The sequence below is a fragment of the Streptosporangium sp. NPDC051022 genome, from assembly GCF_040683035.1.
Lineage (GTDB): Bacteria > Actinomycetota > Actinomycetes > Streptosporangiales > Streptosporangiaceae > Streptosporangium.
In genome coordinates this window covers 65,679-92,045 of record NZ_JBFBCF010000016.1, presented here as the reverse complement: position 1 = coordinate 92,045, position 26,367 = coordinate 65,679, and the positions used below count along the sequence as shown (strand labels likewise).

Sequence of the window (26,367 nt, the reverse complement as noted above, 5' to 3'; positions counted from 1 at the left end):
GGGAGCCGCACCGGGACAGAGCGCGGACCGTACCGGACGGGACGCGCACGGGCCGCACCGGGACGGCCCGCGAAAGCTCGCGCCGGGACGTGGAACGGCCCGCGCCGACGGGCGGCACGGGCCGTTTCACAGGTCACACCATCACGGATCACACCGGGGACTACGCCAGGCCGTTCTGGGTCAGCCAGTCCTTGGCCACCGTCGCGGCGTCGTCCTTGTCGATCGAGACGCGCTTCATCAGCGCGAGGAGACCGGGGGTGTCGAGCTTGGCGGAGACGGCGTTCAGCGTGTCCTTGACGGTGTCGTTCGCGGCCGCCTTGTTGACCAGGGGCACGACGTTGTCGGCGGCGAAGGCGTTCTTGGTGTCCTGCAGCGAGACGAGGCCGTTGATCACGATCTTGGGGTCGGTGGTGAAGACGTTGCCGACCTGGACGGTACCGTCCTTGATCGCGTCGGCGGTCGCGTCACCGGTCTTCTTCCACTCCTTGAACTCCAGGCCGTAGGTGTCCTTGAAGTTCTTCTCCTGGCGGGACTGGAACTCCGGCGGGCCTCCGACGGTGTAGCCCTTGGCGACCTTGACCAGGTCCTCGATCGTGGTCAGGCCGACCTTCTGGGAGGTCTCCCTGGTGACGGTCAGCGAGTTGTTGTCCTCGGCCGCGGCGGGCTCCAGGACCTCCAGCCCGGCCGGGAGCTTCTCCTTGAGCCCGGCGACGACGTCGTCCTTGCTCTTGGCCGTGGTCGTCTTGTCGACGTAGGCGAGGAGCGAGCCGATGTACTCGGGCAAGACCGTCAGGCCACCGCTCTTGACCTGGTCGTAGAGGACCTCGCGGCTGCCGATGTTGAGCTTCTTCTCGACCTGGACGCCCTTGGCCTGCAGGGCCTGGGCGTAGATCTCGGCGAGCAGGACGTTCTCCGGGAAGTTGGCCGAGCCGACGACGGCCTTGCCTCCGCCGCCTGCGCCGCCTCCGCTGCCCCCGTCACCCCCGCCCCCGGACGTCGACGCGGCTCCGGAGCCCGCCGGGCTGGGGGAGGCGCTGGCGAGCGGGTCGCCGCCGCCACACGCGCTGAGTGCGAGCGCCGCGGTGAGGGCGACCACCACGGTGCTGAAAAGGCGCTTCATCGTGCTTTCCCTTCCAAAACAGGGGGTAATATAGACATTACCGTACGGCCTGGCGCTCACTCACCCCCGGAGAGACCACAAGCCGCTGTATCAGGGTGAAGCCCAGCTGAACGGCCAGGGCGAGCAGCGCCACCAGCACCGCTCCCCCGATCGTGCGCGGGAAGTCCTTGGTCGCGAGACCGTCGATGATGAACCTGCCGAGACCGCCCAGCCCCACGTAGGCGGCCACGGTCGCGGTCGCGACCACCTGGATGGCCGCGATCCGCAGGCCGAGCAGGATGAGCGGCAGCGCGACCGGCACGAGCACCTTGCCGAGGACCTGCCCACCCCGCAGGCCCATGCCGTAGGCGGCGTCCCTCAGGTCGGGGTCCACGCCCCGGACGCCCTCGTAGGTGTTGACCAGGATGGGCGGAACGGCGAGCGCGACCAGCGGGATCAGCACCGGGACGATGGTGCCGACGCCCATCAGCAGCACGATGAGCACCAGCAGGCCCAGTGTCGGGAGGGCGCGGGCCGCGTTGGCGCTCAGCACCACGAACAGCGCGCCCCTGCCGGTGTGACCGATCCACAGGCCCAGCGGCAGCGCGATCAGCATGGCGAACAGCAGCGACAGCGCGGAGAACTGCAGATGCTCCAGCAGCCGGGCGGGGATGCCCTCGGGCCCCGACCAGTTGGCCGGGTCGCCGAAGAAGTCGATCAGCCAGTTCACGCCGTCCCCCTCGCCCGCGCCCACGGGGTGAGCAGGCGCTGGGCCAGCACCAGCAGCGTGTCGGCGACCGCGGCCAGCAGCACGACCAGCACGATGCCCACGACGATCGGGGTGTAGAACTGCCGCTGCCAGCCGTCGATGAACAGGTAGCCGAGGCCGCCCCTGCCGACCAGCGCGCCCACGCTGACCAGGCTGATGCTGGAGACCGCGGCCACCCTCAGCCCGGCCAGCACGACCGGCACCGCGATCGGCAGCTCGACCCGCAACAGCCTGCGCAGCGGGGTGAAGCCCATGGCCACCGCCGACTGGCGCACGTGGTCGGGGACCGCGGCGAGACCATCGACGACCGCCGGGATCAGCACCGCCAGGGCGTAGAAGGTGAGCGGGATCATGACGGTCGTCCGCGTGGCGAGACCCGTCACCGGGATGAGCACGATGAAGACGGCCAGCGAGGGCAGCGAGTAGACCACGTTCATGACGCCGACGGTCGGCTGGTAGAGCCAGCGCCAGCGGACGCAGGCCAGCCCGAGCGGGAGCGCGACGAGCAGCCCCACGACGACCGGCACCAGCGACATGACGACGTGGTCCTCCAGCAGGCCCTGGATGGTGGGCCAGTTACGCCCGATCCAGTCCCAGCGGACCAGCGGTTCCTCACGCACCGGCGCCTCCGACGACCCTGTCCAGCGCCTCGTCCAGCGCCTCGCGGGTGGCCACGCCCTGGACGCGTCCCGAGTCGTCGACCGCGATAGCGCACCCGGAGGGCGACAGCAGCGTCGCATCCAGCGCGCCGCGCAGCGAGTCACGGCCCCTGACGAACGTCCCGTACGGCTCCGGCCGCACGTCGGCCAGCGTGCCGGAGTCCGGCAGATCCTTGACCGCGACCCAGCCCAGCGGCCGCTCCTCGGCGTCGAGCACGGCCAGCCAGGGCTCGGCCGTACCGCGCACCGAGGAGACCTCGGCGGAGACGGGCACGGTGAGGTCGGTGCGCAGCCGTACGCCCTCGTCCGAGACGAACGACAGCCGCCGGATACCCCTGTCACGGCCGAGGAACTCGCGGACGAAGTCGTCGGCGGGCCTGGCCAGGAGCGTCGCGGGGCCGGCGAGCTGCGCGAGGCGGCCGCCGACGCGGAGCACCGCGACCCGGTCGCCGAGTTTGACGGCCTCGTCGATGTCGTGAGTGACGAACACGATGGTCTTGTGGAGCTCGGCCTGCAGCCGGAGCAACTCCTCCTGCAGGCTCGCGCGCACGATCGGGTCGACGGCGCTGAACGGCTCGTCCATCAGCAGCACCGGCGGGTCGGCCGCCAGCGCGCGGGCCACGCCGACGCGCTGCTGCTGGCCGCCGGAGAGCTGGAAGGGATAGCGGTCGGCCAGCCTGAGGTCGAGCCCGACGCGTTCCAGCAGCTCCATGGCCCGGGCGCGGGACTTCGCGGCGTCCCAGCCGAGCAGGCGGGGAACCGTCGCCACGTTGTCGACGATCTTGCGGTGCGGGAAGAGCCCGGCCTGCTGGATGACGTAGCCGATGCCCCGGCGCAGCGTCGGCGGATCGATGGTCCTGACATCGACGCCGTCGAGGAGGATCCGGCCCTCCGTCGCGTCGACCATTCTGTTGATCATGCGGAGAGAGGTGGTCTTGCCGCAGCCCGAGGGGCCCACGAACACCGTGATCTCCCCCGTCGGCACCTCAAGACTCAGACGGTCCACGGCGACGGTTCCATCGGCGTACCGCTTGGTGACCCCGTCAAATGTGATCATGCGCAACCTCATGCTTCTCGGCAGGGCCGCGGCCCCCCTGCCACAACCGCCCCATGATCTGTCGGCCAACAGCCTACGGCTGCCCTTCCGCCTCTGCCCCGCTCCCCTCGGTCAAAGCCACTCAGAGTAGTGCGATACCAAACAAATGGACACTCAATAGTGCCCAGAACCTCAACGACCCGGCTCACTTACCCATATCGTGGACACCGACCCCTCCAGTCACACGCACCATCACACGCACCACGGGCTTCCCCCCGCTCTTCACCCCGACCCCAGAGGAACCGGTCCCGTGACCCCACCGATCCTCGGTCAGCGCTCGCGCGGCGAACTGATCACCGAGCTCTACGACCACCACGCCGCCGGGCTGTTCGGCTACTGCCACGACCAGCTGGGTGATCCGGCCGCCGCCGCGGCGACGCTGACGGCCGTCTTCACCGACGTCCCCGCCGCGGAACCGCCGCGTGCCGCGCTCTACGCGCTCGCCCGCCGCGAGATCCAGCAGCGGGACGTCGTCTACGCTCCTCCCGCTCCCGGCTCGGACCCGGTGTCCGTCTTCGTCGAGCGGGTGCTGCGCGACCTGCGCCCGCACCAGCGCGAGGTGCTCTACCTGTCCGGCGTGTGCGAGATGGACAGCGCGGAGCTGTCCTGGGTGCTCGACGTGGCGACCGACACCGCCGACGAGCTGACCGTGAGCGCCTGCCGCCGCTTCGCCCAGTCGCTGGAGCTGGCCCTGGCCTCGGCGCGGATCCCCGGCCATCTGGCCGACACGTTCGGCTCGCTGGGGATCGCCCCGATCCGCGACGTGCTCGTCCGCGCCCCCTGGGCCGTTCCCCCCGCCGCGCTGCGCGCCACCGTCCTCGGGACGGTGCGGGACACGGCCCCGCGCCCCTCCGCCGCCCCGGGCTCGGCCGTACCGCCGCTGCCCACGCGTTCCCCGTCCGCCAAGACCGCGTCCGCGCGGGCGGCGAGCCCGGGGGCACAGGGGACCCCGGGGGCACAGGCGGCCTCCCCGTCGCCGGCGCCGCTCAAGCCGCTGTGGCCGACCCCTCCGTCCTGGCCGCTGCCGCTCACCGAGACCGACGCGCTGACCAACACGAGCGTCTTCTCCCCACCCGACCTTCCGCCGCCCCTGTCCCCGGCGAGTTTCTTCCCCGTCTCCGCACCGCCCGACCGGTTCCCCGACCCCCTCTCCCCGCCCGACCCCGACGTGGTCTCCGCCCACGAGGCGACCACCGAGCCCATGCCGAAGCTCAAGGACTCGGTGCTGAGCGCCCTCGACGAGCTGGTGCCCCGCTCTCCCCGGCGCAAGCTTCAGCGGCCCAAGCCCCGCCGGGCGGCGTCGTTGCCGGCCCCGATCCCCGGCGACGTGCTCGACGACGTCCCCGCCGCCCCGGCCGCCCAGCCCGGCGCCACCCCGGCGAACGACCTGTTCCAGCCGTTCTCCCCGGAGTCCAGGGCCACGCGTACGCCCATCGACAAACTGGTGGCCTCCGCGCCCAGGGAATCCAGCCCCGGGGAATCCGCCCCCGAGGGAGAGGCCCCCGCAGGAGAGGCGCCCGGGGAGGAGGCGCCCGCCCCCGAGGCGTCGCTGCCCGACTGGCCCCTGAGCGCCGACGAACTGGACGCCGCCGCCTCCGTCGACCAGGAGCCGCGGGCCGTACCGCCGGCGCCGCCCGAGTGGCCGCTACAGGCCGACGAGCTGAGCGCCCCCGCGCCCGGCGACCGCGCCCGGCACGCGAAACGCTCCCGCACCGGCCGGTCGGCACGCGCGAAGGCCGCGGGCGACGGCCGGGCCCCGCGCGCGGAGCGGACCGGCCTGCACCGCGCGCCGCAGACCGTGGCGCGTCCCGGGAAAGCCGGGCCGCGGGCCGCGGAGCCGGAGACCGAGGCGTTCGGGAGCACGGAGCCCGGAGGCGGGCAGGCCGGAGGCGCGGAGCCCCGGGAGGCGGAACAGACCGGTCCCCGGGCCGCCGCCTTCGAGCCCGCCGTCTTCCGGACGACCGGCTCCCCGTCCGCCGGCTCCCTGCCGGAGACGGACCCGCACACCGGCCCCGTGCCCGGCGAGCCGGAGACGGCCTGGCTCGCGAAGCCGCCCGCCGCGGACGCCGCCCAGGCGGCGGGCGCCGCTCAGCCCGCCGGAACGAACCGGGCCGCGAAGGCGATCCGGGCGGCGACGACGGACTCCGCCCGCGCCGCGCGGGCGGGCAGGCGCCCGCGCCGCGTGCGGGGCGACAAGCACCACGACTGGGCGTGGGAGCTGTTCGGCTTCATCATCTGCGTGATCTGCGTGGCGATCGCGATGCTCGTCTTCTTCGCGGTCCCGACGATCGTGACCCCCTGAGACGGTCCGACGACCGTGACCCCCTGAGAGCCGTCGCCGCGTGCTCCCGGGGCCCGGGATGTCCGGGCTCCGGGTCGCGGGGCGCTCAGCGCTTGGGGAGGGCGAAGCGGACGGTGCCCGAGACGTGGTCGCCGAGACCGACCGTCCCCCTGACCCGGACCGTGAACTCGCCGTCCTCGCAGGCGTCGACGACGCCGGTGAAGGTCAGCGTGTCACCGGCGTAGGCGGGCACGCCGAGTTTGACGTTGAGGCCGCGGATCAGCGCCTCGGGGCCCGCCCAGTCAGTGACGTAGCACTCGACGAGGCCCATCGTGGTCAGGATGTTGAGGAGGGCGTCCTTCGGCGCCGCCGCGCCGGTGTCCCCGGCGTCACGGGAGACCGGGGTGAGGTCCGCCGTCACCGACGCCCGCAGGACGACGGTGGTGGGCGTCAGCACGATCGTGAGATCGGGGAGGACGGTTCCGATCCCGACCTGCTCTTCGGTAGGCGCGCGCATCACTACTCCCGGGGGGACCCACATCGGCAGGATGATCTCGTCGTCCATCTGGCGGTACGTCACACACAACGGCATACCGATACCCACTTCTCCATGTGGGCAGTCCACGACGACGCCCACTGTCAGCACACCTTCCGGCAGTTCCCTCACAGCGACCACGGCAGGGGGCTCACGTCCCACGCCCCGGAGACCGTGACGCGCGGCGGAGCCGTGGATCCCGTCCTCGCCGCTCGCCGCGCCGTACGCCCGGCGGCCGATCGGCACACGGGCACGCCGAACCGGCGGCCGCCGTAGCTCGCCGCGATCGGCGTGTTCCCGGATCCGGAACTCACCCTCGGCGACACCTTTCCAGAAGAACGTGATCTCATCGTCCGTCTCCGGCCCCAGCGGGTACGGCTTGCGGATCTCGGGCTGGGTTTCCTCTCCCCCGGGCGAAACTTCAGTACCCGGGAGCGCCTCGTGACCGCGCCCGCCACCGCTGAACGACACGTGACGGTCACGGCGATGAGAGGGTTCTCGCCGATACAGCCGTTTTCCGGCCGGAGAGCGGCGATCCGCCTCCCAGCGACGGCCCCGGACCACGAAAGCCCGGAATAGAACTGATTCTAATATTTTACCCATGACGGGCGGCGCAGCGGGCGGCGAGACGTCCGTGAAGCAGGCATGACATGTGCGGATACCGCCCACCGGTAACCGGCGAGTAACCCTTCGGAGCGATCGAAAATCAGATAACGTGTTCTTATGCGTACCCCGCACGCGCCCACGGGGCCGCAGGTCGCCTCGCGCCCCCGCAGCACCTCCGCCCCGAGCGGCGCCGGACCGGCCACGACCAAGGGGGCACCCGGCGTGCACAGCGAGCCGACGCCGACCGGCGTCCGGGCGAGAAGCCAGCACCAGCGGCGCAAGCGCATCGTCCAGGCCGCCGCGGCCCTCGCCTCCCGGGGTGGCGTGGAGGCCATGCAGATGCGCACCGTCGCCGAGCGCGCGGGGGTGGCCCTCGGCACCCTCTACCGCTACTTCCCCTCCAAGATGGATCTGGTCGTGGCCGTCGTCGGCGAGGAGATCGACCTCCTCGAGGGCAGCATCGAGCGCCGGCCGCCCGGCGCGGCCACTCCCTGGGGGCGCGCCGCCGACGTCCTGATGCGCGCCACCCGCGGCCTGATGCGCGAGCCCGAGCTGGCCGACGCGCTCATCCGGTCGCTGATCAACGCCGAGGTCGACACCCCGTTCGGGGACCGCATGACAGGCCTGCTGCTGCGCGTCGCCGGACACGGGCTGAGCGCGGAGACCGCCACCGAGGAGCAGCGCGCCCTGGCGGGGGCGCTGGCGAGCGTCTGGGTCCACGAGCTGATGGGGATGCTCAGGGGCCACCGCACACACGAGCAGACCCAGCGCCACATCGAGATCGTCGCCGTCCGGCTGCTCGCCGATTTCCCCACCCCGCCTTCCACCTGAAAGCTAGAACGCGTTACTGTCGCAGTCGAAGGCGACCAGATCAACGTTCTAGCGTGACGCGACAGGAGACCGGCCCCGCACCGGCCATCGCCACCGTTCTCAAGCGCGCAACGCACAGGATCGGCGTGTGCTGAGCACGCGGAGAAACAGGGAGCGTCACCGTTGAAGTCCCGCCGCAGGCCCTACAGCGAACAGCGCCCGACCGACATCGGTGACGGGGTGTGGAGCGTGCCCGTGCCGATTCCCGGCAACCCGCTCGGCTACACCCTGATCTACGCGATCGAGTCACCGTCCGGTCCCGTGCTGGTCGACGCGGGCTGGAACCACCCGGACGCCTGGCTGGCCCTGCGTGACGGGCTGTCCACGGCCGGCATGGACATCCGTGAGGTACGGGGCGTGGTGGTCACCCACTTCCACCCCGACCACGCCGGGCTGGCCGGGCAGGTCAGGCAGGAGTCCGGGGCGTGGGTCGCCATGCACGAGGCCGACGTCGCGCTGATCAAGAACCTGCACGAGATCGAGGACGACGTCCGCCGCGACTCCCAGGCCGGCATGCTGCGCCGGGCCGGGGCGAACACGATCGAGGTGGAGGAGGTGACCGCGCACCGGATGCGGCCGCCCGCGCTGCCCGACCGGATACTCCACGACCGCGACCTGATCGACCTGCCGGGACGCAGGCTCCGCACGGTCTGGACGCCCGGCCACACCCCGGGCCACGTCTGCCTGCACCTGGAGGACACGGGACGGATCTTCACCGGGGACCACGTACTGCCGGGCATCACCCCGCACATCGGCATCTACCCCTACGACCGCACCGACGTGGACCCGCTGGGCGACTTCCTGGGCTCGCTGGAGAAGGTGGCGGACCTGGGCATGCTGGAGGCCCTGCCCGCCCACGAGTGGACGTTCCAGGACGCGGCGGCGCGGGCGAGGGCGATCGGCGCGCACCACGAGGAGAAGCTCCTGCAGCTCGCCGCCCTGCTGGCCGAGGCGGGCGAGCCCCTCACCATCTGGGAGGTCGCCGCTCGGATGACCTGGAACCGCCCCTGGGAGGACCTCCCGTCGATGCTGCGCGGCATGGCCGCCTCGGAGGCCGCCGCCCACCTGCGTACCCTGGAGGTCAGGGGGGTCATCGGCCGCACCCCGGGGGTGGATCCCGTGCGCTTCGCCGTACACTCGTAGACATCCGATGTCTATGCGTCCTCAAGGAGGGTGAAGCGTGGCGGTCACCGACGCCGCTATCGACAGGATCAAGCAGATGATCCTCTCGGGCGAGCTCCCCCCTGGCAGCCGGCTGCCGAAGGAGGCGGATCTCGCCGAGCGGCTGGGGCTGTCGCGCAACTCCCTGCGCGAGGCCGTCCGCGCCCTGGCCCTGATCAACGTGCTGGACGTGCGCCAGGGCGACGGCACGTACGTCACGAGCCTGGAGCCCCGGCTGCTGATGGACGCGATGGCGTTCGTGGTGGACTTCCACCAGGACGACACCGCGCTGCAGTTCTTCGAGATCCGCCGGATCCTGGAGCCCGAGGCGACCGCGATGGCCGCGACCCGGATGACCGAGGCCGAGATCGCCGGGCTGCGGGAGATCCTCGCCGAGCTTCCCGAGGAGCCGAACGTCGAGCAGCTCGTCGCCAACGACCTGGAGTTCCACCGGCGCATCGCGGCGGGGTCGGGCAACGCGGTGCTGTGCTCCCTCATCGAGAGCCTCTCCGGACCCACGACCAGAACCCGGATCTGGGAGGGCCTCACCCGGGAGAACGCCCTGGAGAGAACCCGCCAGCAGCACACCGCCATCTGCGACGCCATCGCCGCCCGGCAGCCCGGGGTGGCGCGCGCCTGGGCGATGGTCCACATCGCCGGAGTCGAGGAATGGCTCCGTAACGCGCTCACCTGAGCGGATATCCCATCATAAAAGATCACAAAGTCGTACGCTTGGGACGGAACGATTCCCCGACGACGAGGATGACCCCATGCAGCCGCTCGACGGAGCCGATTTACGGGTGGTGGCCGCTCTTCAGGTGAACGGGCGCGCCACCTGGGACCGGATCGGCAGAGTGCTGGACGAGTCGACCCGCAACGTGGCCAGGCGGGCGACCCGGTTGATGGAGGCAGGCGTTCTGTCCGTCATCGGGCTGGTCGACGACCGCCGGATGACTTCGGCCGTGATGCGGCTGCGATGTCGCCCCGGCGCGGTGATCGACGTGGGCACGGCGCTCGCCGAGTTGCCGCAGACCCGCTTCGTCTCGCTGGTCTCCGGCTCGGCCGACTGCGTCACGGAGCTCTCCGTCGCCGACGACGCGCTGGTCGACCTGCTGTTCCGGGGCGTCCCCGCGATCGACGGGGTGGTGGAGAGCGTCACCTATCCCGCGCTGCGGTACTTCAAGACGCCCCAGGAGTGGCACGTCGACGTACTCACCCCGGAGGAGGTCGACGGGCTGCGCGAGCAGTGGACCCCGCTGCCCGAGCGTTTCCACCGGGTGAGCGAGACACCCTCCGCCGAGGACGAGCGGATCGTCGCGGCGGTGGCCACCAACGGCCGTGCCACCCACGCCGAGATCGCGGGGGCCACCGGGATCAGCGAGTCCACCGCCAGGCGGCGCCTCGACTCGCTGCTCCGCAGGGGCATCCTGCGCATCCGCGCCGAGATCGAGCCGGCCCACCTCGGGCTGCCGGTCGAGGCCGCGCTCTGGCTCCGGGTGGCCGAGCGCGAGGTGGAGGCGGTGGGGCACGCGCTGGCCCGCATGCCCCGGGTCAGGTACGTTGTCGCGGTGGCGGGCGACCACCAGCTCTCGGCCCAGGTGGCCGTGCCCGGGAGGTTCGAGCTCTACGAGTTCCTGCGCGAGGTCGGCGGGCTGCCCGGCATGCGGGCGATCGAGACGACCGTGATGCTCCTGCCGCTGAAGCGCGGTTTCATGATCAAACGAGACGGCCGCGTCGACCACTGGGCGGGCCCGCTCGTCTGAGGTGTTATGACCGGGGAAGACACCGGCCGGTAGGTGCCCGAGTCCGCGACGCCGCCAGGCGCCGCGGGAACAACACGGTGGGAGGGCCATTGGACATCAACCTTGTCGACCAGGACGTCTACGCGCGGGGCGGCGCGCCCCACGACCAGTTCCGCTGGTTGCGCGCCAACGCTCCGGTCTACCTGCACCCGGGTGACGCCGACCGCGACTGGCCCGCGTTCTGGGCGGTCACCAGGCACGCCGACGTGGTGCACGTCTCGCGGCGCTCCGACCTGTTCTCGTCGAGCAGGAGGCTCTCGCTCTTCAACGAGATGCCCGAGGAGCAGCGCGAGCTCCAGCGGCTGATGATGCTCAACCAGGATCCGCCCGAGCACACCCGGCGGCGCTCCCTGGTCAACCGGGGATTCACCCCGCGCATGATCGGCGCGCTCGAACAGCACATCCGCGACATCTGCCACGACCTGATCGACGAGGTCAAGGGACGCCCGTCGGTGGACTTCGTCCGCGACATCGCGGCTCCGCTGCCGCTGTACGTGATCTGTGAGCTGCTGGGCGCGCCCGCCGAGGACCGGGACAAGATCTTCAACTGGTCCAACCAGATGATCGGGGCCGACGACCCCGAGTACGGCTCGGACCCGGCGGCGGCCCAGAACGCGGCGGCCGAGGTGTACGCCTACGCGAACACGCTGGCGGCCGAGCGGCGCGAACGGCCCCGCGAGGACATCGCCACCAAGCTGCTCATGCCCGACGCCACCGGCGAGACCCTCGACGAGAACGAGTTCGACCTGTTCGTGCTGCTGCTGGTCGTCGCGGGCAACGAGACCACCCGCAACGCGGCCTCCGGCGGCATGCTGGCCTTCTTCGACAACCCCGGGCAGTGGCGGCGCCTGGTGGCCGACCCCGCGCTCGCGGGCACGGCCGCCGACGAGATCGTCCGCTGGGTCTCCCCCGTCAACCTCTTCCGCCGTACGGCCACCGTCGACACGGTGATCGGCGGTCAGGAGGTCAGGGAGAACGACAAGATCGTGGTGTTCTACGGCTCCGCCAACCGGGACGAGGAGGTGTTCGCCGACCCGTACGTCTTCGACATCGGCCGCACGCCCAACCCGCACATCGGCTTCGGCGGAGGCGGCGCCCACTTCTGCCTCGGCAACCACCTCGCCAAGCTGGAGCTTCGGGTGCTCTTCGAGACCCTGGCCGAGCGGCTCCCCGACCTCGCGCAGTCGGGACCCGCCCGGCGCCTGCGCTCGAACTTCATCAACGGCATCAAGGAGCTTCCGGTCACGCTCGCCTGACGACCGTCGGCGGCACGGGCGGGGGACGGCGCCGCACCCGGCGGGCGGCGCCCCGTCTCCCGCCCCCGCACGCCTCCCCCGCCCCCGCCCGCGCGAAAACACCGGCCACTATCTGAAGTGCTCTTTCGCGAAACGTCGACTATGGTCGGAGTGATGAGGGAACCGCGGTGGGGTACACCCAGGCCCACTGCGGCGGCCGTGGTGGGTCTTGTTCTCGTGGTCGTTCTGGCGGCCCTCACCCCCTCCTCGTGGTCCGGCGTGTGGAGACCCGCCGACTCGGGCACCAGCCTCTGGGTTCCCCAGGCCGACGGCGCGCACCAGGCGACCGCGCCGAGACTTCTGACCGGCGGAGCCGAGCACCTGCCGACGGCGGGTCAGTTGCGCTCCATGCCGGCCGTCGGCACCGCGGGCGCGGCCTCCACATCTCCGGCCGACATCTGGCTCTCCACCGGCCCCGCCTCCATTCCCCGGCGTGACGTCCAGCGGATCGTCACCTCGCGCAGCCCACCGCGTTCCTAGACTCCTTCCTTTTTCCGGCTCCGCCGAGCCCTCCTGGCCCTCGCGGAGTCACCCCGGCTCCGCCGAGCCCTCCCGGCCTCACCGGGCGGCGAGCTCGAACGGGGTCTCCCGGCCATGCGGTGCCGCGCACCGTCACGCGTCCGGGTTCCGGCTTTCACGGCGACGGGCCGCGCTCGGCCCCGGTCGCCGCGAGTCATTCAAGGAGTCGATGTCGTCATGAGTGGCATCAGATCGACGAGCTGGCTGCTGGAGGAGTACCGGCGCCACACCACGCAACTGGAGGAGCTGCGCGCGCTCCTGCACGAGAGGCTCGCCGCCGCGCGGGCGGAGTGGGAATCCCTCACCGAACCCGCGGACGACGAGCACGCGCCGGAGGCCGCCGCCTCCGGCGAACCGGTCCCGCTGTCCCTGGGACGCCTCAGGCGTGCCAGGACCGCCGTCTCGGAGATAGAGGCGGCGATCGACCGGCTGGACTTCGGGGTGTACGGCACCTGCCTGCGGTGCGGGGCGTTCATCGCCCTGCAACGGCTGCGGCGGTACCCGCACACCCGGCACTGCGCCGTCTGCCACGACGCGGAGAGGTGACGACGCGCCCGCCCACGGCGGGCGTCTCACCCCCGGACCGGCCCGGACGGCTCCCGTGTCTCCCCGACCTTTCGAAAGGATCCGAACATCATGATTTCCGACGTCCACCTCAGCAGCGTTCAGCTCGACGCCATCCGTGAGGAACTGGAGGGCCAGCTGCTGCGCTGGACCAGGCAGCTGACGGAGCTGGAGGCGGCGGTGAACGACGACGCCGTGGAGGTCTCGGCGAAGGCGGGCGTGCTCGCCGACATCGTCTCCGCCGAGCGGAACACCTCCGTCCTGCGCGGCGCCCTGAAGGAGATCGCCGAGCTGACCTACGGCCGCTGCGACGGCTGCGGCTCCGGCATTCCCTTCGAGCGGCTGAAGGCCCGCCCGCTGGCGCGCTTCTGCATGGACTGCCAGCGCCGCCACGAGAACGGCTGACCTCCCCGGGTGTTTCCGTGGGTCCCCGCGCGGATCCACGGAAACACCCGGGGACCCGTGCACGACGATCCCCTGCCACCGGACGGGCGGCCCCGCAGCCGGGGCCCGGGTCCGCGGGGCCGGCCGAAACGGCGAAGAGCCCCGCCTGACGACGGGGCTCTCGGGCGTCACCCCGCGGGCGGCGGCTACTCGACTTGACGCGCTCTTCGGCGTGAACGCCGAAGATTCTGGCCCGTGCCGCATTGCTGCGGCACCTCCACGGCTTCCTGTTTCATCGAGCCGTGCCTCCCCGGAAAACTCCGGAGCCGGTCTTACCAGCCCTCCGCAGGCGTTTTACGTCTCCGCCCGTCCGGCGGCGACAGGTCACGCCGTGTCCGTCGTGACCGGTTCCGAGGCTTCCGGAGTGACCCTTCGCCCCGCACGAAGCCGACCTTACCTGTAGCTGATGAGGAAGGGGAGCTTCTGGTTCCCGTCCTCGACGGTGCCGATCGAGCCGTTGGGGTGGAGGACGACGTTGCCGTTGCCGTAGTTGTCACCCTTCCAGGAGTAGATCCACGCCGGGCCGTCAAGGTACTTGGCGGCGCTGTCACGCCATGTCTCGTTGGGGATGTCGGCGAGCTGGTGCCCCTCTCCCTGGGCTGCGGCGAAGGCGCGGGCCTCGTTACGGGTCTTCTTGAAGTCCTTCCCGTACCAGTACAGGTGGTAGCCGTCCTTGGCGCGCTTGGCGCCGTCAGCGGAGATGGGGATCCGTACCAGCTGTTCGGTCATCGCTGCACTACCTCTCATTCTGGGGATGTGTGCGGAGCACCATCCCCCTAATGTTACGTAGAGCTACATATCCATCACCAATAGTGACAAAACAGGGGAAACGGTCGAGAACTTCCCAAACAGCTGGAAACAGCGCCCAGCAGGCGTCGGCCCACGGGCCGGGCGGCCCGTCGGAACGGCCCGTCAGGGCCAGGAGGAGTCCTGGTCGGGGTCCCCGCCCTCGGAGAGCAGCTTGATGTCGGACTCGACCATCATCGCGACGAGTTCCTCGAAGGAGACCGAGGGCTCCCAGCCGAGCTGGGCCCGCGCCTTCTTCGGGTCGGCGCAGAGCAGGTCCACCTCCGCGGGGCGGTGCAGCGACTGGTCGGTGACCACGTGGTGCTCCCAGTCGAGACCCGCGGCGGCGAAGGCGGCCTCGACGAGCTCGCGGACGGTGTGGGTACGGCCGGTGCCGATCACGTAGTCCTCGGGTCGCTCGGCCTGGAGCATCAGGTGCATCGCCCGGACGTAGTCGCCCGCGTAGCCCCAGTCGCGCCGGGCCTCCATGTTGCCCAGGCGGAGCTCGCCGGCCAGGCCGAGCTTGATGCGGGCCACGCCGAGGGAGACCTTGCGGGTCACGAACTCGGCGCCCCTGCGCGGGGACTCGTGGTTGAACAGGATGCCGGAGACCGCGAACATCCCGTAGGACTCGCGGTAGTTCTGGGTGAGGAAGTGGCCGTAGGCCTTGGCCACGCCGTACGGCGAGCGGGGGTGAAAGGGGGTGATCTCGGTCTGCGGGGTCTCGCGGACCTGGCCGAACATCTCGGACGAGGACGCCTGGTAGAACCGGATCTGCCCAGAGCCCGCGGCCGTCCTGGACGAGGAGATGCCGGAGCAGACCCGGATGGCCTCCAGCATGCGCAGCACGCCCATGCCGGTGACCTCGCCGGTGAGCTCGGCCTGCTCCCAGGACATCGGCACGAAGGAGATGGCGCCCAGGTTGTAGACCTCGTCGGGCTGCGCCCTCTCCACGGCGGAGATCAGCGAGCCCTGGTCGAGGAGGTCGCCGCGGACGAGGTTGACGTCCTGCAGGAGCCGGCGCACCCGGGAGACCCGCGGGTTGGCCTGCCCCCGGACGAGCCCCCAGACCTCGTATCCCCGGTCGAGCAGGCACTCGGCCAGATAAGACCCGTCCTGCCCGGTGATACCGGTGATCAGCGCGCGCCTGGCCAACGCGTCCTCCTCGCTTGTGGATGGAATTCCACCCGGCCGTGTGCCGTATGACGGCGAATGTATCGCCACGCCCGAGGATGGACACGCCACGGGTCACCACCACGCTAGAACATGTTTCACCGAACCACGCTCGGTCAGCATGATGTCGCAGTTCGCACGCGGTAGAAGTGATTTTAGGAGCTATTCCACATCGGGTGGAAGAGACCTACCGAATGGTAGGGTCCGAATACTAAGGTCATCTTTCACGGTACCTGTCCCCTTCCGGACAGGGTGAGGAAGGGGTTGCCGTGCCGGGTGCGGACTCGCTGCGGGTCGCGCTGCTGTCCTACCGCAGCAAACCGACCTGCGGTGGACAGGGCGTCTACCTGCGTCACCTCAGCCGCGAACTGGTCGCCCTCGGGCACCACGTGGAAGTCTTCTCCGGCCAGCCGTACCCCGAACTCGACGAGGGCGTCATCCTCAACAAGGTCCCCAGCCTGGACCTGTACCGCGACGAGGACCCCTTCCGCACCCCGAAGCTGCACGAGTACCGCGACTGGATCGACCTGCTGGAAGTCGCGACCATGTGGACCGCGGGGTTCCCCGAGCCGCTGACCTTCAGCCTGCGGGCCCGCCGCGCGCTGAGCAGGCGCGTCGGCGACTTCGACGTGGTGCAGGACAACCAGACGCTCGGCTACGGCCTGCTCGGCATCCAGAAGCTGTTCCCCATGGTCGGCACCATCCACCACCCGATCAGCGTCGACCGGCGGATCGAGCTGAAGGCCGCGCCGCCGCGCAAGAAGCTGACGCTCAGGAGGTGGTACGGCTTCGTCCGGATGCAGGCCAAGGTCGCGCCCCGGATGAGCCCCATCCTGACCGTGAGCGAGTCCTCCGTCGCCGACATCCACCGCGACTTCAACGTGCCCCAGGCCAACCTGCGGCTCATCCCGCTGGGAGTGGACACCCGCTACTTCCACCCGCGTCCCGAGATGCCCAAGCGTCCCGGCTCGATCGTCGCGGTCGCCAGCGCCGACTCCCCGATGAAGGGCGTCGCGACGCTGCTGCGCGCGGTCGCCAAGCTCGCCACCGAGCGCGACGTGAACCTGACCGTGGTCAGCAAGCCCACCCCCGGCGGCCCGACCGAGAAGCTCGTCTCCGAGCTGTCCCTGCACGACCGGGTGCGGTTCGTGCACGGCATCTCCGACACCGAACTGGGCGAGCTGATCGCCACCTCGGAGATCTCCGTCGTGCCCTCCCTCTACGAGGGCTTCTCCCTGCCGGCCGTCGAGCACATGGCCTGCGGCACCCCGCTCGTCGCCTCCAGGACCGGGGCGCTGCCCGAGGTCGTCGGCGACGCCGCCATCCAGGTGGCCCCCGGCGACCCCGAGGAACTGGCCGCCGTACTGCGGCGCCTGCACGACTCCCCCGAGGAGCGGGCCGCCGTGGGCAAGAGGGGCTACGACCGGGTCATGGAGCGCTACACCTGGCACGTCGTCGCACAGCGGACCGTGGAGGCCTACCGCGAGGCCATCCGGGCGCACGGCGCCAGGTGACCGATCACCCCGGCTCACCCCGACGTCAAGTGACCGATCACCCCTCAAGGAGCGGCAAGTGCTGACCGTCGACTTCGACCGGCTGCCCGTCGGCCCCGGCACCCGAGTTCTCGACCTCGGCTGCGGCGGCGGACGGCACGCGTTCGAGGTGCTTCGCCGGGGCGCCGACGTGGTGGCCTTCGACATGGACGCCAAGGAGCTGGAGGACGTGGCGAACATGTTCTTCGCGATGGAGGCGGCGGGTGAGGTGCCCGCCGGCGCCACGGCCGAGACCGTGACCGGCGACGCGCTGAAGATGCCCTTCGAGGACGCGAGCTTCGACCGGGTGATCGCGGCCGAGGTGCTGGAGCACATCCCCGACGACATGGCCGCGATGCGGGAGATCTTCCGGGTGCTCAAGCCCGGCGGCCGGGCGGCCGTCACGGTGCCGAGCTTCCTGCCGGAGCGGATCTGCTGGGCGCTGGACGAGGCGTACCACACCGCCCCCGGCGGGCACATCCGCATCTACACGCTGGCCGAGCTGAGCGCGAAGCTGAAGTCCGTCGGCATGGAGATCGGCGGGCACCACCACGCCCACGGCCTGCACGCGCCGTACTGGTGGATCAAGTGCGCGGTCGGCGTCGGCAACGACGACCATCCCCTGGCCAAGGCCTACCACGAGCTCCTGGTCTGGGACATCATGAAGCGCCCCGCGGTCACCCGGATCGCCGAGACGCTGCTGAACCCGCTCATCGGCAAGAGCGTGGTGCTCTACGTCAGGAAACCCGCGTGACCCCCGCGGGACCGGCGGGGCGGGACGTCCCGCGCGGCGGGCGGGGACGGTGAGCGTGCGGTGAAGTGGGAGCAGGTCGTCCAGACCGCCCGGAGCATTGCGGCCGTGCAGGAGCCGGACGGCGGCGTCCCCTGGCCGGAGGGACACGTGGACGCGTGGAACCACGTCGAGTGCCTGATGGCGATGAGCGTGGCGGGGCTCCGCGGCCCCGTCCGCGGCGGCTACGACTGGCTGGTCCGCACGCAGCGGGCCGACGGCTCCTGGCCGATGAGGCTGGTCGGCGGCCGGGCCGTCGAGCACGGCGGCGAGTCCAACCACGCCGCCTACGTCGCGGTCGGCGTCTGGCACGAGCTGCTGGTCACCGGGGACGCCGGCTTCGCCCGCGAGATGTGGCCGGTGGTCCGCTCCGCGCTGGACTTCGTGGTCGGGCTGCAGACGACCAGGGGCGAGATCGCCTGGGAGCGCGCGGCCGACGGCGAGCCCGCGAAGTACGCCCTGCTGACCGGCTGCTCCTCCGTCCACCAGGGGCTGCGCAGCGGCGTGCTGCTCGGTGAGCGTCTCGGCGATCCGCAGCCGGACTGGGAGCTCGCCGCCGACCGGCTCGGCCACGTGCTCACCGCCCACCCGGAGGCGTTCGCCGACAAGAGCCGTTTCTCGATGGACTGGTACTACCCCGTCCTCGGTGGCGCGGTGCGCGGGCCGGACGCCGCGGTGCGGCTGGCCGGGGAGTGGGACACCTTCGTCGAACCCGGCCTCGGCATCCGCTGCGTGTCCGACCAGCCGTGGGTGACCGGCGCCGAGACGTGCGAGCTGGTGCTCGCGCTGGACGCCCTGGGCGACCGGGAACGGGCGCTGCGGCTCTTCGCCGACGTGCAGCACCTCAGGCACGAGGACGGCTCGTACTGGACCGGCTGGCAGTTCGTGAACGAGAAGTGGTTCCCGCACGAGCGCTCCGCCTACACCGCCGCCGCCGTGGTGCTCGCCGCCGACGCGCTGCACGGTCACAGCGGGGGCGCGGGCGTCTTCCGGGACGCGGGCGGCTACCTCACCGACCGTCCCACGGCGGACTGCGGATGCAGCCACGCCGGCTCCCTGGCCTGACCCCCGGCTCCCACGGCCCCGCCTCCGCGCCCGGGTTCCTGCGTTTTCTTTGCCAGGGATCCGGGGGTGGTGCTTGAAGGCCCGCTGAGGGCTCACTACGTTCGGGCCTGTGAGCGATACGGAGGGCAGCGAAGGAGTGGCTCAGAGCGACGGATCCGCGGTTTCCGTCGCGGATGTCGCCGATGTCGCCGATGTCGCGGACAGGGCGCTCGTCTCCGGCATGACCGGCACCTGGGCGGACGGCGCGCCGGAGACGCGGCCGGGCGGCCCCGACGACGGGCAGGCCCGGCGGGTGCCCGGGAAGGACGCGGCCGGACAGGAGGCGTCCGGCAAGGACGCTCCGGGGAAAGCCGCGCGGGACACCCGGGAGGCCGGCGGGAAGGACATCCCCGAGGCCGGCGCGGAGAACGCCTCCGCAGGCGACACGGGGGACGACCCCGAAGAGGCCGGCGCGGAGGAGGCCCTCGGGGCCGGCGCGGAGGACGACCCCGAAGGCGACACGGAGGACACCTCCAAGGCCGGCGCGGAGGACGCCCCCGAAGAGGCCGGGGCGGACGGGTCGGCCGGTACCGCGCTCCCGCCGCCCTCCCGTCCCCGCCGCGGTGAACCGTGCGGCCCGGCGGAGCTGGGACCGGCCAGGCCGCGTGGCCTGTCCGGCCTGCTGTGGCAGGATCTCGGGCGGGCCGGGCTCGGAGCGCGGCGCTTCCGGCTCGGTCCCGCCCGTTCCCTGCTGGAGAGCGCCGGGCAGGCGTGCCTGGCGGGCCACAACGCGGTGATCGCGGGTGAGGCCGAGCGGATCGACGACCTCCACGAGGAGCTGCGCGGTTTCGCCTACGAGGGCGCGGGCATGGCCTGCGCGACCCTCGACGTGCTCACCTTCACCGGTGGGCGGCGGCTCAAGAGCCTGCTCAGTGGGCAGGGCCTGCGCCATCCGCACCTGATCCACCTGGGCGCCGGCCGGGCGTACGCCCGGCTGGGCATGCGCCCGACGTGGGGCATCCGCTCCGTGCACCCCCTGCTGCGCTGGCTGGCCTTCGACGGCTTCGGCTTCCACCAGGGATTCTTCGCCTCCGACCGGACGATCGGACGGCAGCGCACGGCCGGGCTGATGGACCGGACCCGGCGGGCGATCTTCGACCAGGGGGTCGGCCGGACGCTCTGGTTCCACGAGTGCGCGGGCGTCGACGACGTCGTCCTGCGCATCGCCGAGTTCCCCGCGGGACGCCGCGCCGACCTGTGGAGCGGGGTGGGCCTGGCCGCCGCGTACGTGGGCGGCGCGGACGTCCGCGAGCTGGAGCGGCTGGGCGCGGCGGCCACCGAGGACGGCTTCCGCGCCCACCTCGTACAGGGTGCCGCCTTCGCCTGCGCCGCCCGCCTCATCTCCGGGACCGTGCCCGAGCACACCGCCGCCGCCGCGCCCGCGCTGTGCGGGGTCGAGGTCGAGGAGGCGGGCCACTGGGCCGACACGGCGCTCGTCACCCTGGGCCGCGGCGCGCACAGCGGCGACCACTACCAGGCGTGGCGGGCGGGGGTCAGGAAGGCCTGGGCGAGGCGCAACCGCGATTCGTGACCACACTTCGGGGGAGCCTTGGGATCCACATCGAGGACGCGCAGGTGCGCGGCGGGGGCACTGGCCCTGGCCGCCGTCACCGTCGGGTGGGCGCTGACCGGGGCGTACGGCGGCCCCGCGCGGGAGACGGCCGGGACAGCCGGGGCCGGCGCGGGCTTCTCCTTCGTCGCCGATCCGCTCGGTCCCGCGGACCGGCCCGGCGAGCGGCGGCTGCGTGCCGTGGCCCCCGGCTACGAGAACGTCCGGGCCTGGGTGTCCTCGACGGGCGCGGGGGTCGCGCTGTTCGACGTGGACGACGAGATCGTCTCCGACGACGTCTGCCTGGTCGATCCGCGCCGCGACACGGTGACCGTCACCCCGGCACCCGGCACCCGCGCGGGCTACCGGCCGTTCACGCTGGTGGCGCCGGGGCGCGGGCGGTACGAGGCGCCGATGGGGTGCCTGCCGGCCGATCTCGACCAGGACGGCCACCAGGACCTGGTCGTCTACTACTGGGGCCGCTCCCCCTCGCTGTTCATGCGCGTGCCCGGGACGCGGCCGTCCGCCGCGGCCTTCCGCCGCCGCGACCTGACCCCCACGCCGGAGATCTGGAACACCGGCGCCGCGACGGCCGGCGACTTCGACGGGGACGGCCGCCTCGACCTGGTCTTCGGCAACTACTTCCCGGACGGCGTCCGGGTGCTGGACCGCACCGCCGGCCGCGACGACGCCGTGATGCCCGGCTCGCTGTCCGACGCCGGCGGCGGAGGAGGGGAGCGGCTGTATCTCGCGAGGGGGGCGGGGCTCTTCGCCGAGGCGCGGGGGGCCTTCGACGACGTCGGGGGCACGGGCTGGACCCTCGCCCTGGGCGCCCAGGACCTCGACGGCGACGGACGGCCCGAGCTGTACGTGGCCAACGACTTCGGCCCCGACCGGCTGCTGGTCAACGAGTCGACGCCGGGCAGGATCCGGTTCCGCCAGGCCCGGGGCACCCGTTACCCCACCACGCCCAGGTCCTCCGTCCTCGGCGAGGACTCCTTCGGCGGCAGGGGGGTCGGCTTCACCGACCTCAACGCCGACGGCGTCCCGGACATCCTGGTCGCCAACGCCGCCGGGGACCGCGGGCCGCACGAGGGCAACTTCGCCTTCGTCTCCCGGCCGGGCGGGCTCCACGACGGCCATGCGCCCTACGACGACCTCGGCGGGGAGCTGGGGCTGAGCCGTACCGGCTGGTCGTGGGACGTCGAGGCCGCCGACTTCGACAACGACGGCGACGACGAGGTCATGTACGCGACCGGGTTCGTCCGGGGCGAGACCGACCGGCGGCCGTGGCTGCGGGAGGCGGCGACGGCCAACGACCTGGCCGTGTCCGACCCCGCGCTGTGGCCGGGCGTCGGCGCAGGGGACGACCTGTCGGGCCACGAGACCGGCGGCTTCCTGACCAGGGGCGCCGGGGGCCGCTACGTGGACGTCGCGGAGCGGGCCGGGGTCGGCGCCGACGCGGTGAGCCGGGCCTTCGCGGTCGGCGACGTGGACGACGACGGGCGGCTGGACTTCGCCGTCGCCAACCAGTGGGCCCCGTCGGCGCTGTACCGCAACCACGGCGTCACCGCCCCCTTCGTGGGCCTGCGGCTGCGCCTGCCCGCCGGGCCCTGCGGCGCGGCCGCCGTCCCGCCCACCTCTCCCACCGCTCCCCCGCCCCCGGGCTCGTCCACGTTCCCCGCCGTCGGGGCCGCCGCCAGGGTGCGCCTGCCCGGCGGACACGTCCTGGCGCGGCAGCTCTATCCGGCCGGCGGCCACGGCGGCGTCTCGGCTCCGGAGCTGCTGTTCGGCCTCGGCGGCGACGCGGACGGCGGTCCCGTGCCGGTCGAGCTGTCCTGGCGCGACGTCTGCGGCGTCCCGCGCACCGCGTCGATCCCCCTGGAGCCCGGATGGCACCACATCCTGCTGACCGACAGCGGCGCGTCGGAGATGGAGCGGTCGTGACAGCCGCCCACCGGCACGCCACGGCGCTGCGCCGCCTGGCCGGATCCCTCACAGGGGTGACCGTCCTCGGTCACTGCCTGCTGGGCTTCGAGCAGGCCTACCTTGCCCCGCTGGTGGGCGTGGTCACCGGGATGACGGCCGAGTTCGTGCTGGAGACCGTCGAGGCGTGGGCCCGGGGGCGTCCGGCCCGCTACCTCGACAGGCGGCCCGGCCGGGCGGTCGAGTTCTTCCTGCCGTCGTACGCCGACGGCCTGCTCTGCGCGATGCTGCTGTACGGCGAGGCCCACCTGGCGCCGGTCGCGCTGGCCACCCTGGTCGGGGTGGGCGGCAGGTACGCCCTGCGGGTCAGGGTGCCCGGCGTGCCACGGCCCCGGACACGGACACGGACACGGACATGGGCACGGACACGGGCACGGACACGGGCACGGACATGGGCACGACCGGGAACACCGCCGGGAACACCGCCGGAAGAGTTCCCCGGGAGCGGGCCGCAGGAGCGGGACGCGCCGGGCAGGCCGTACCTCAACCCGGTGGCCTCCGGCGTCACCGCCGTCCTGCTGCTGTTCCCGTGGGTCGGCATGGCACCGCCGTACCAGTTCACCGCGTGGGTCTCCGGGCCGTTCGACGTGATCGTGCCGCTGGCCGTGCTGGTACTGGGGGTGCGGGCGCACCGGCTGACCGGGCGGCTGCCGCTGGTGCTGGGCTGGGTGGGCGGGTTCGTCCTGCAGGGCCTCGCCAGGAGCGCGCTGGGCGACGTCTCGGTGGCCGGCGCCCTGCTGCCGATGACCGGGACGGCCTTCGTCCTGCACACCTGTTACGTGCTCCCCGACCCGGGGACGACCCCGTTCAGGCCCCGTAACCAGATCGCCTTCGGTCTGGCGGCCGCGGCGGGCTACGGGCTGCTGGTCCACTTCCCCGTCGCCTTCGGGCCGTCGCTGTCCCTGGTGGTCGTCTGCCTCTGCCGCGGCGCGTTCCTGGCCCTGTCGGCCCGGGTCCGCCCGCCCGCCGTCCCGGCGGCCGTCACCGTCCCGGCTCCCAGTCCCGCCCCCGATCCCGTCTTCGCACTCGCCCTCCCCGAGGAGGCCGAGGACGCCCGGCCGTGGCTCCGCGTGAACACCTGAGGGGTGCGCGCGGACCGGCGGGCCGGTGCGAGGGGCCCGGACGGGAGGCCGCCCGGCCGCCGGTCAGCCGATGCCGGGGCCGACGCGTTCCAGGACCCGCAGGGATCCCTCGTGCCTGACCTCCTTGAAGGCCCCGGAGGCGAGAGCCCGCCGGTAGACGCGGTAGGGCGCCTGGCCGCCCGTGGCGGGGTCGGGGTAGATGTCGTGGAAGACCAGCGCGCCGCCCTGGACGACGTGCGGGGCCCACCCCTCGTAGTCCTTGGTCACCGGCTCCTCGGAGTGACCTCCGTCGACGAAGAGCATCGCCAGCGGGGTGTTCCACATCCCGGCGACCCGTTCGGAACGGCCGACGATCGCGATGACCTCCTCCTCCAGACCCGCGGCCGCGATCGTGGAGCGGAAGGTCGGCAGGGAGTCCATCTTGCCGAAACGGAGGTCCATCAGCGTGGGGTCGTGGTGCGCCCAGCCCGGCTGGATCTCCTCCGAGCCCCGGTGGTGGTCCACGGTGAAGACGACGGAACCGGCCTGCCTGGCTCCGGCGCCGAGGTAGACGGCGGACTTCCCGCAGTAGGTGCCGATCTCGCAGATCGGCCCGCGCGGGCCGTACTCGACGGCCGTCTCGAAAAGGGCGAGCCCCTCGGCCTGGGGCATGAAACCCTTGGCCCGCTTGGCCGCGTGCAGCAGATCGGCGGGCATGGTGGCGTTGCTCATCGGAGCAGGCTACCCGGACCGAACGATATTCCGAGCGTCCCTTGCCCGCCCCTGTGGAACGTGTTCTACTTTCACCGTGGACCAGCGCTCCCGTGTCTCCGTCTCCGATGGACGAGATGGCCGCCCCCGGCGGCGCGCCGTGGAAACTCCGGCTCGGCGCCGTCGATCCGGATGAGACACCGCACATGGTGACCATGTTGAATCGGCCGGCCGAGGGAAGGATTTCGTCCGGGACCGAGGGAAGGGCCCGGAGGACGTTCACCGGCCGACGGCCTCCCGGGTGAGCCGCCCGATCGAGGCCGGATTCCGGCGTACGGCGCCGCCCGCCCGCCCGCCGGCTCCGGGGGCGTCACGGAGACCGGGACGGACGTCGTCCGGCGAACGGCCGCGATGCCCGGCGGGGACGAACTCCTGGCAGAGTATGTCGCCTGCACCGGCCGCGAGCGGGTCGCCCTCACGGTCGAGCCGGCCCGAATGATCTCCCGGGACCACCGCAGGCCCGCGACCCATGCCTAGGAGGCTCACTTGAAGGTCAAAGTCGACTACCTGGTGTGCGAGGCCAACGCGGTCTGCACCGGACTCGCCCCCGAGGTCTTCGAACTCGACGACGACGACCAGTTGCACGTCCTGCTGCCCGAGCCGCCGCCGGAGATGCTGGACCGCGTCCGGCACGCCGTACGTTCCTGCCCCAAAGCCGCTCTCTCCCTTGAGGAGAACTAGAAGGGACCCCCATGCGTGGTGCGCTCCTGCACGCCGTCGGCGACGGCGGGCTCGACATCCGCGACGACCTCACCCTCGCCCCCGTGGGCCCGTCGGACGTCCGCGTCAGGATCAGGGCGACCGGCGTCTGTCACACCGACCTCTCGGTGATCAACGGCGTACTGCCCATGCCGCTCCCGGTCGTCCCGGGCCACGAGGGGGCGGGCGAGGTCGTCGAGGTGGGCGACCGCGTGACCGCGGTCCGGCCGGGCGACCACGTGATCATCAGCTGGACCCCGGCCTGCGGCGACTGCCCGGACTGCGTGGCCGGCCAGCCGTTCCTGTGCACGACCCACCTGAAGGACGGCTTCGTCAATCCCCGGTTCCGCTACGACGGCGACAGCCCGGCGTTCGGCATGGCCGGATGCGGCACCTGGGCCGAGGAGATCGTCGTGCCCTGGCAGGGCGCGATCAAGATCGATCCCGAGGTGCCCTTCGAGGCGGCCGCGCTGATCGGCTGCGGCGTCACGACCGGCGTCGGCGCGGTGTTCAACACCGCCCGGGTCGGCCCCGGCTCGACCGTGGCGGTCGTCGGCTGCGGCGGCATCGGCCTGTCGGTGATCCAGGGCGCCCGCGTCTCCGGCGCGACCACGATCCTGGCGGTCGACCCGCTGGAGTCCAAGCACGGACCGGCCCTGAAGGTCGGCGCGACCCACGCCGTCACCCCGGACCGGCTCGCCGAGGCCGTGGGCACGCTGACCGGCGGCCGGGGGTTCGACTACGGCTTCGAGGCCGCCGGCAGGTCCGCCGCCATCATGACGGCCTGGCAGGCGACCCGGCGCGGCGGCGACGTGGTCGTGGTCGGCGCGGGCGCCATGGACGACCTGGTACCGCTGAGCGCCTTCAGCCTGCTCTTCGAGGGCAAGAACATCCTCAGCTCGCTGTACGGCGGGGCGGACGTCCGCAGGGACTTCCCACGGTTCGCCGAGCTCTACAAGACGGGCAGGCTCGACCTGGAGAGCATGATCAGCGCCCGGATCGGCCTGTCCGACCTCAACGACGCGGTGGCCGCCCTGAGAGGCGGCGAGGCCCTGCGCCAGATCGTCGTCCTCGGCTAGGGCGCCTCATCTCAATCCGGTACGGCCCGCATCCACGCCACGATCGACGGACGCGAGCCGTACCGGCGCATCCGCCCCCCACCGGGTGGATGCGAGTCCGCGGGCACCGTTCTCCCGCCGTCGGCGGGTACGGGCAC

General features: G+C 72.2%; 27 protein-coding genes. 17 read left to right on the top strand and 10 right to left on the bottom strand.

Features of this window, described 5'->3' with window-relative positions:
- Positions 1 to 160: 160 nt before the first annotated feature.
- The 4 genes from AB0N02_RS25150 to AB0N02_RS25135 are packed head-to-tail and all read right to left on the bottom strand — an operon-like array spanning position 161 to position 3,584.
- Positions 161 to 1,120 (bottom strand): ABC transporter substrate-binding protein, encoded by a 960-nt coding sequence (locus AB0N02_RS25150; protein ID WP_363951007.1) that lies wholly within the window; start codon positions 1,118 to 1,120, stop codon positions 161 to 163.
- Positions 1,121 to 1,157: 37 nt separating this feature from the next.
- Positions 1,158 to 1,829: an ABC transporter permease gene (locus AB0N02_RS25145; protein ID WP_363951005.1), complete on the bottom strand. Its 672-nt coding sequence runs from the start codon at positions 1,827 to 1,829 to the stop codon at positions 1,158 to 1,160.
- Entirely contained in the window at positions 1,826 to 2,488 is a 663-nt protein-coding gene (locus AB0N02_RS25140) for an ABC transporter permease subunit (RefSeq protein ID WP_363951003.1), read from the bottom strand. Before AB0N02_RS25140 ends, AB0N02_RS25145 begins: the two co-directional genes overlap by 4 nt.
- Positions 2,481 to 3,584: an ABC transporter ATP-binding protein gene (locus tag AB0N02_RS25135; protein WP_363951001.1), complete on the bottom strand. Its 1,104-nt coding sequence runs from the start codon at positions 3,582 to 3,584 to the stop codon at positions 2,481 to 2,483. The genes AB0N02_RS25140 and AB0N02_RS25135 overlap by 8 nt, the downstream gene beginning before the upstream one ends.
- A gap of 289 nt (positions 3,585 to 3,873) precedes the next feature.
- On the opposite strand from AB0N02_RS25135, the gene AB0N02_RS25130 reads away from it, so the two are divergent.
- Entirely contained in the window at positions 3,874 to 5,925 is a 2,052-nt protein-coding gene (locus AB0N02_RS25130; RefSeq protein WP_363950998.1) for a hypothetical protein, read from the top strand.
- A gap of 85 nt (positions 5,926 to 6,010) precedes the next feature.
- Here the strand turns inward: AB0N02_RS25130 and AB0N02_RS25125 are convergent, their stop codons facing one another.
- Both AB0N02_RS25125 and AB0N02_RS25120 read right to left on the bottom strand, forming a co-directional pair.
- Positions 6,011 to 6,484, bottom strand: coding sequence for an acyl dehydratase (locus AB0N02_RS25125; protein ID WP_363950995.1), 474 nt, complete (start codon positions 6,482 to 6,484; stop codon positions 6,011 to 6,013).
- A gap of 83 nt (positions 6,485 to 6,567) precedes the next feature.
- Complete coding sequence (locus AB0N02_RS25120) at positions 6,568 to 6,753, bottom strand: hypothetical protein (RefSeq protein WP_363950992.1); 186 nt, start codon at positions 6,751 to 6,753, stop codon at positions 6,568 to 6,570.
- A 409-nt stretch (positions 6,754 to 7,162) separates the two neighbouring features.
- Between AB0N02_RS25120 and AB0N02_RS25115 the strand changes: the two genes are divergently transcribed.
- From AB0N02_RS25115 to AB0N02_RS25080, 8 genes are all read left to right on the top strand, one after another.
- A complete protein-coding gene (locus AB0N02_RS25115; RefSeq protein WP_363950989.1) occupies positions 7,163 to 7,876 on the top strand; it encodes a TetR family transcriptional regulator in 714 nt (237 codons plus the stop codon).
- A gap of 162 nt (positions 7,877 to 8,038) precedes the next feature.
- A complete protein-coding gene (locus AB0N02_RS25110; protein WP_363950986.1) occupies positions 8,039 to 9,058 on the top strand; it encodes an MBL fold metallo-hydrolase in 1,020 nt (339 codons plus the stop codon).
- Between the two features lie 37 nt (positions 9,059 to 9,095).
- Positions 9,096 to 9,770 (top strand): FadR/GntR family transcriptional regulator, encoded by a 675-nt coding sequence (locus AB0N02_RS25105; RefSeq protein ID WP_363950984.1) that lies wholly within the window; start codon positions 9,096 to 9,098, stop codon positions 9,768 to 9,770.
- Between the two features lie 76 nt (positions 9,771 to 9,846).
- Entirely contained in the window at positions 9,847 to 10,839 is a 993-nt protein-coding gene (locus AB0N02_RS25100; RefSeq protein WP_363950981.1) for an Lrp/AsnC family transcriptional regulator, read from the top strand.
- An 89-nt stretch (positions 10,840 to 10,928) separates the two neighbouring features.
- Positions 10,929 to 12,134 carry a cytochrome P450 gene (locus AB0N02_RS25095; protein ID WP_363950978.1) on the top strand — a complete coding sequence of 402 codons (1,206 nt, stop codon included), beginning with the start codon at positions 10,929 to 10,931 and terminating at the stop codon, positions 12,132 to 12,134.
- A gap of 153 nt (positions 12,135 to 12,287) precedes the next feature.
- Positions 12,288 to 12,653, top strand: coding sequence for a hypothetical protein (locus AB0N02_RS25090; protein WP_363950975.1), 366 nt, complete (start codon positions 12,288 to 12,290; stop codon positions 12,651 to 12,653).
- A gap of 216 nt (positions 12,654 to 12,869) precedes the next feature.
- The gene (locus AB0N02_RS25085) at positions 12,870 to 13,238 is read left to right on the top strand and encodes a TraR/DksA C4-type zinc finger protein (RefSeq protein WP_363950972.1); all 369 of its coding nucleotides are present in this window, start codon (positions 12,870 to 12,872) and stop codon (positions 13,236 to 13,238) included.
- 90 nt (positions 13,239 to 13,328) lie between these two features.
- Positions 13,329 to 13,661: a TraR/DksA family transcriptional regulator gene (locus AB0N02_RS25080; protein WP_363950970.1), complete on the top strand. Its 333-nt coding sequence runs from the start codon at positions 13,329 to 13,331 to the stop codon at positions 13,659 to 13,661.
- A gap of 432 nt (positions 13,662 to 14,093) precedes the next feature.
- Here AB0N02_RS25080 and AB0N02_RS25075 read toward each other — a convergent pair whose 3' ends face one another.
- A complete protein-coding gene (locus tag AB0N02_RS25075) occupies positions 14,094 to 14,429 on the bottom strand; it encodes a hypothetical protein (RefSeq protein WP_363950968.1) in 336 nt (111 codons plus the stop codon).
- Positions 14,430 to 14,612: 183 nt separating this feature from the next.
- The gene (locus AB0N02_RS25070) at positions 14,613 to 15,641 is read right to left on the bottom strand and encodes a GDP-mannose 4,6-dehydratase (protein ID WP_363950966.1); all 1,029 of its coding nucleotides are present in this window, start codon (positions 15,639 to 15,641) and stop codon (positions 14,613 to 14,615) included.
- Positions 15,642 to 15,928: 287 nt separating this feature from the next.
- On the opposite strand from AB0N02_RS25070, the gene AB0N02_RS25065 reads away from it, so the two are divergent.
- The 6 genes from AB0N02_RS25065 (at position 15,929) to AB0N02_RS25040 (ending at position 23,702) form a co-directional block, all read left to right on the top strand.
- On the top strand, positions 15,929 to 17,173 hold the full coding sequence (locus AB0N02_RS25065; RefSeq protein WP_363950964.1) for a glycosyltransferase family 4 protein: 1,245 nt from the start codon (positions 15,929 to 15,931) through the stop codon (positions 17,171 to 17,173).
- 58 nt (positions 17,174 to 17,231) lie between these two features.
- Positions 17,232 to 17,945 carry a methyltransferase domain-containing protein gene (locus tag AB0N02_RS25060; protein WP_363950961.1) on the top strand — a complete coding sequence of 238 codons (714 nt, stop codon included), beginning with the start codon at positions 17,232 to 17,234 and terminating at the stop codon, positions 17,943 to 17,945.
- Positions 17,946 to 18,005: 60 nt separating this feature from the next.
- Positions 18,006 to 19,046: a prenyltransferase gene (locus AB0N02_RS25055; protein ID WP_363950958.1), complete on the top strand. Its 1,041-nt coding sequence runs from the start codon at positions 18,006 to 18,008 to the stop codon at positions 19,044 to 19,046.
- A 109-nt stretch (positions 19,047 to 19,155) separates the two neighbouring features.
- Positions 19,156 to 20,616 (top strand): DUF1702 family protein, encoded by a 1,461-nt coding sequence (locus AB0N02_RS25050; RefSeq protein ID WP_363950955.1) that lies wholly within the window; start codon positions 19,156 to 19,158, stop codon positions 20,614 to 20,616.
- 18 nt (positions 20,617 to 20,634) lie between these two features.
- Positions 20,635 to 22,581, top strand: coding sequence for a CRTAC1 family protein (locus AB0N02_RS25045; RefSeq protein ID WP_363950952.1), 1,947 nt, complete (start codon positions 20,635 to 20,637; stop codon positions 22,579 to 22,581).
- Entirely contained in the window at positions 22,578 to 23,702 is a 1,125-nt protein-coding gene (locus tag AB0N02_RS25040) for a hypothetical protein (protein WP_363950949.1), read from the top strand. Before AB0N02_RS25045 ends, AB0N02_RS25040 begins: the two co-directional genes overlap by 4 nt.
- Before the next feature lie 63 nt (positions 23,703 to 23,765).
- On the opposite strand, the gene AB0N02_RS25035 is transcribed toward AB0N02_RS25040, so the two are convergent.
- The gene (locus AB0N02_RS25035) at positions 23,766 to 24,413 is read right to left on the bottom strand and encodes a class I SAM-dependent methyltransferase (RefSeq protein ID WP_363950947.1); all 648 of its coding nucleotides are present in this window, start codon (positions 24,411 to 24,413) and stop codon (positions 23,766 to 23,768) included.
- 258 nt (positions 24,414 to 24,671) lie between these two features.
- A complete protein-coding gene (locus AB0N02_RS25030; RefSeq protein WP_363950944.1) occupies positions 24,672 to 24,923 on the bottom strand; it encodes a hypothetical protein in 252 nt (83 codons plus the stop codon).
- A gap of 15 nt (positions 24,924 to 24,938) precedes the next feature.
- On the opposite strand from AB0N02_RS25030, the gene AB0N02_RS25025 reads away from it, so the two are divergent.
- Complete coding sequence (locus tag AB0N02_RS25025; protein WP_363950941.1) at positions 24,939 to 25,133, top strand: ferredoxin; 195 nt, start codon at positions 24,939 to 24,941, stop codon at positions 25,131 to 25,133.
- Between the two features lie 11 nt (positions 25,134 to 25,144).
- Positions 25,145 to 26,230, top strand: coding sequence for a Zn-dependent alcohol dehydrogenase (locus AB0N02_RS25020; RefSeq protein WP_363950939.1), 1,086 nt, complete (start codon positions 25,145 to 25,147; stop codon positions 26,228 to 26,230).
- Positions 26,231 to 26,367 lie beyond the last annotated feature (137 nt).

Bases quoted from the DNA above. Each gene is read 5' to 3' on its own strand.
- AB0N02_RS25150 (WP_363951007.1), bottom strand. From the start codon at position 1,120: ATGAAGCGCCTTTTCAGCACCGTGGTGGTCGCCCTCACCGCGGCGCTC.
- AB0N02_RS25135 (WP_363951001.1), bottom strand. From the start codon at position 3,584: ATGATCACATTTGACGGGGTCACCAAGCGGTACGCCGATGGAACCGTC.
- AB0N02_RS25115 (WP_363950989.1), top strand. From the start codon at position 7,163: ATGCGTACCCCGCACGCGCCCACGGGGCCGCAGGTCGCCTCGCGCCCC.
- AB0N02_RS25100 (WP_363950981.1), top strand. From the start codon at position 9,847: ATGCAGCCGCTCGACGGAGCCGATTTACGGGTGGTGGCCGCTCTTCAG.
- AB0N02_RS25090 (WP_363950975.1), top strand. From the start codon at position 12,288: ATGAGGGAACCGCGGTGGGGTACACCCAGGCCCACTGCGGCGGCCGTG.
- AB0N02_RS25085 (WP_363950972.1), top strand. From the start codon at position 12,870: ATGAGTGGCATCAGATCGACGAGCTGGCTGCTGGAGGAGTACCGGCGC.
- AB0N02_RS25080 (WP_363950970.1), top strand. From the start codon at position 13,329: ATGATTTCCGACGTCCACCTCAGCAGCGTTCAGCTCGACGCCATCCGT.
- AB0N02_RS25075 (WP_363950968.1), bottom strand. From the start codon at position 14,429: ATGACCGAACAGCTGGTACGGATCCCCATCTCCGCTGACGGCGCCAAG.
- AB0N02_RS25035 (WP_363950947.1), bottom strand. From the start codon at position 24,413: ATGAGCAACGCCACCATGCCCGCCGATCTGCTGCACGCGGCCAAGCGG.
- AB0N02_RS25030 (WP_363950944.1), bottom strand. From the start codon at position 24,923: ATGGGTCGCGGGCCTGCGGTGGTCCCGGGAGATCATTCGGGCCGGCTC.
- AB0N02_RS25020 (WP_363950939.1), top strand. From the start codon at position 25,145: ATGCGTGGTGCGCTCCTGCACGCCGTCGGCGACGGCGGGCTCGACATC.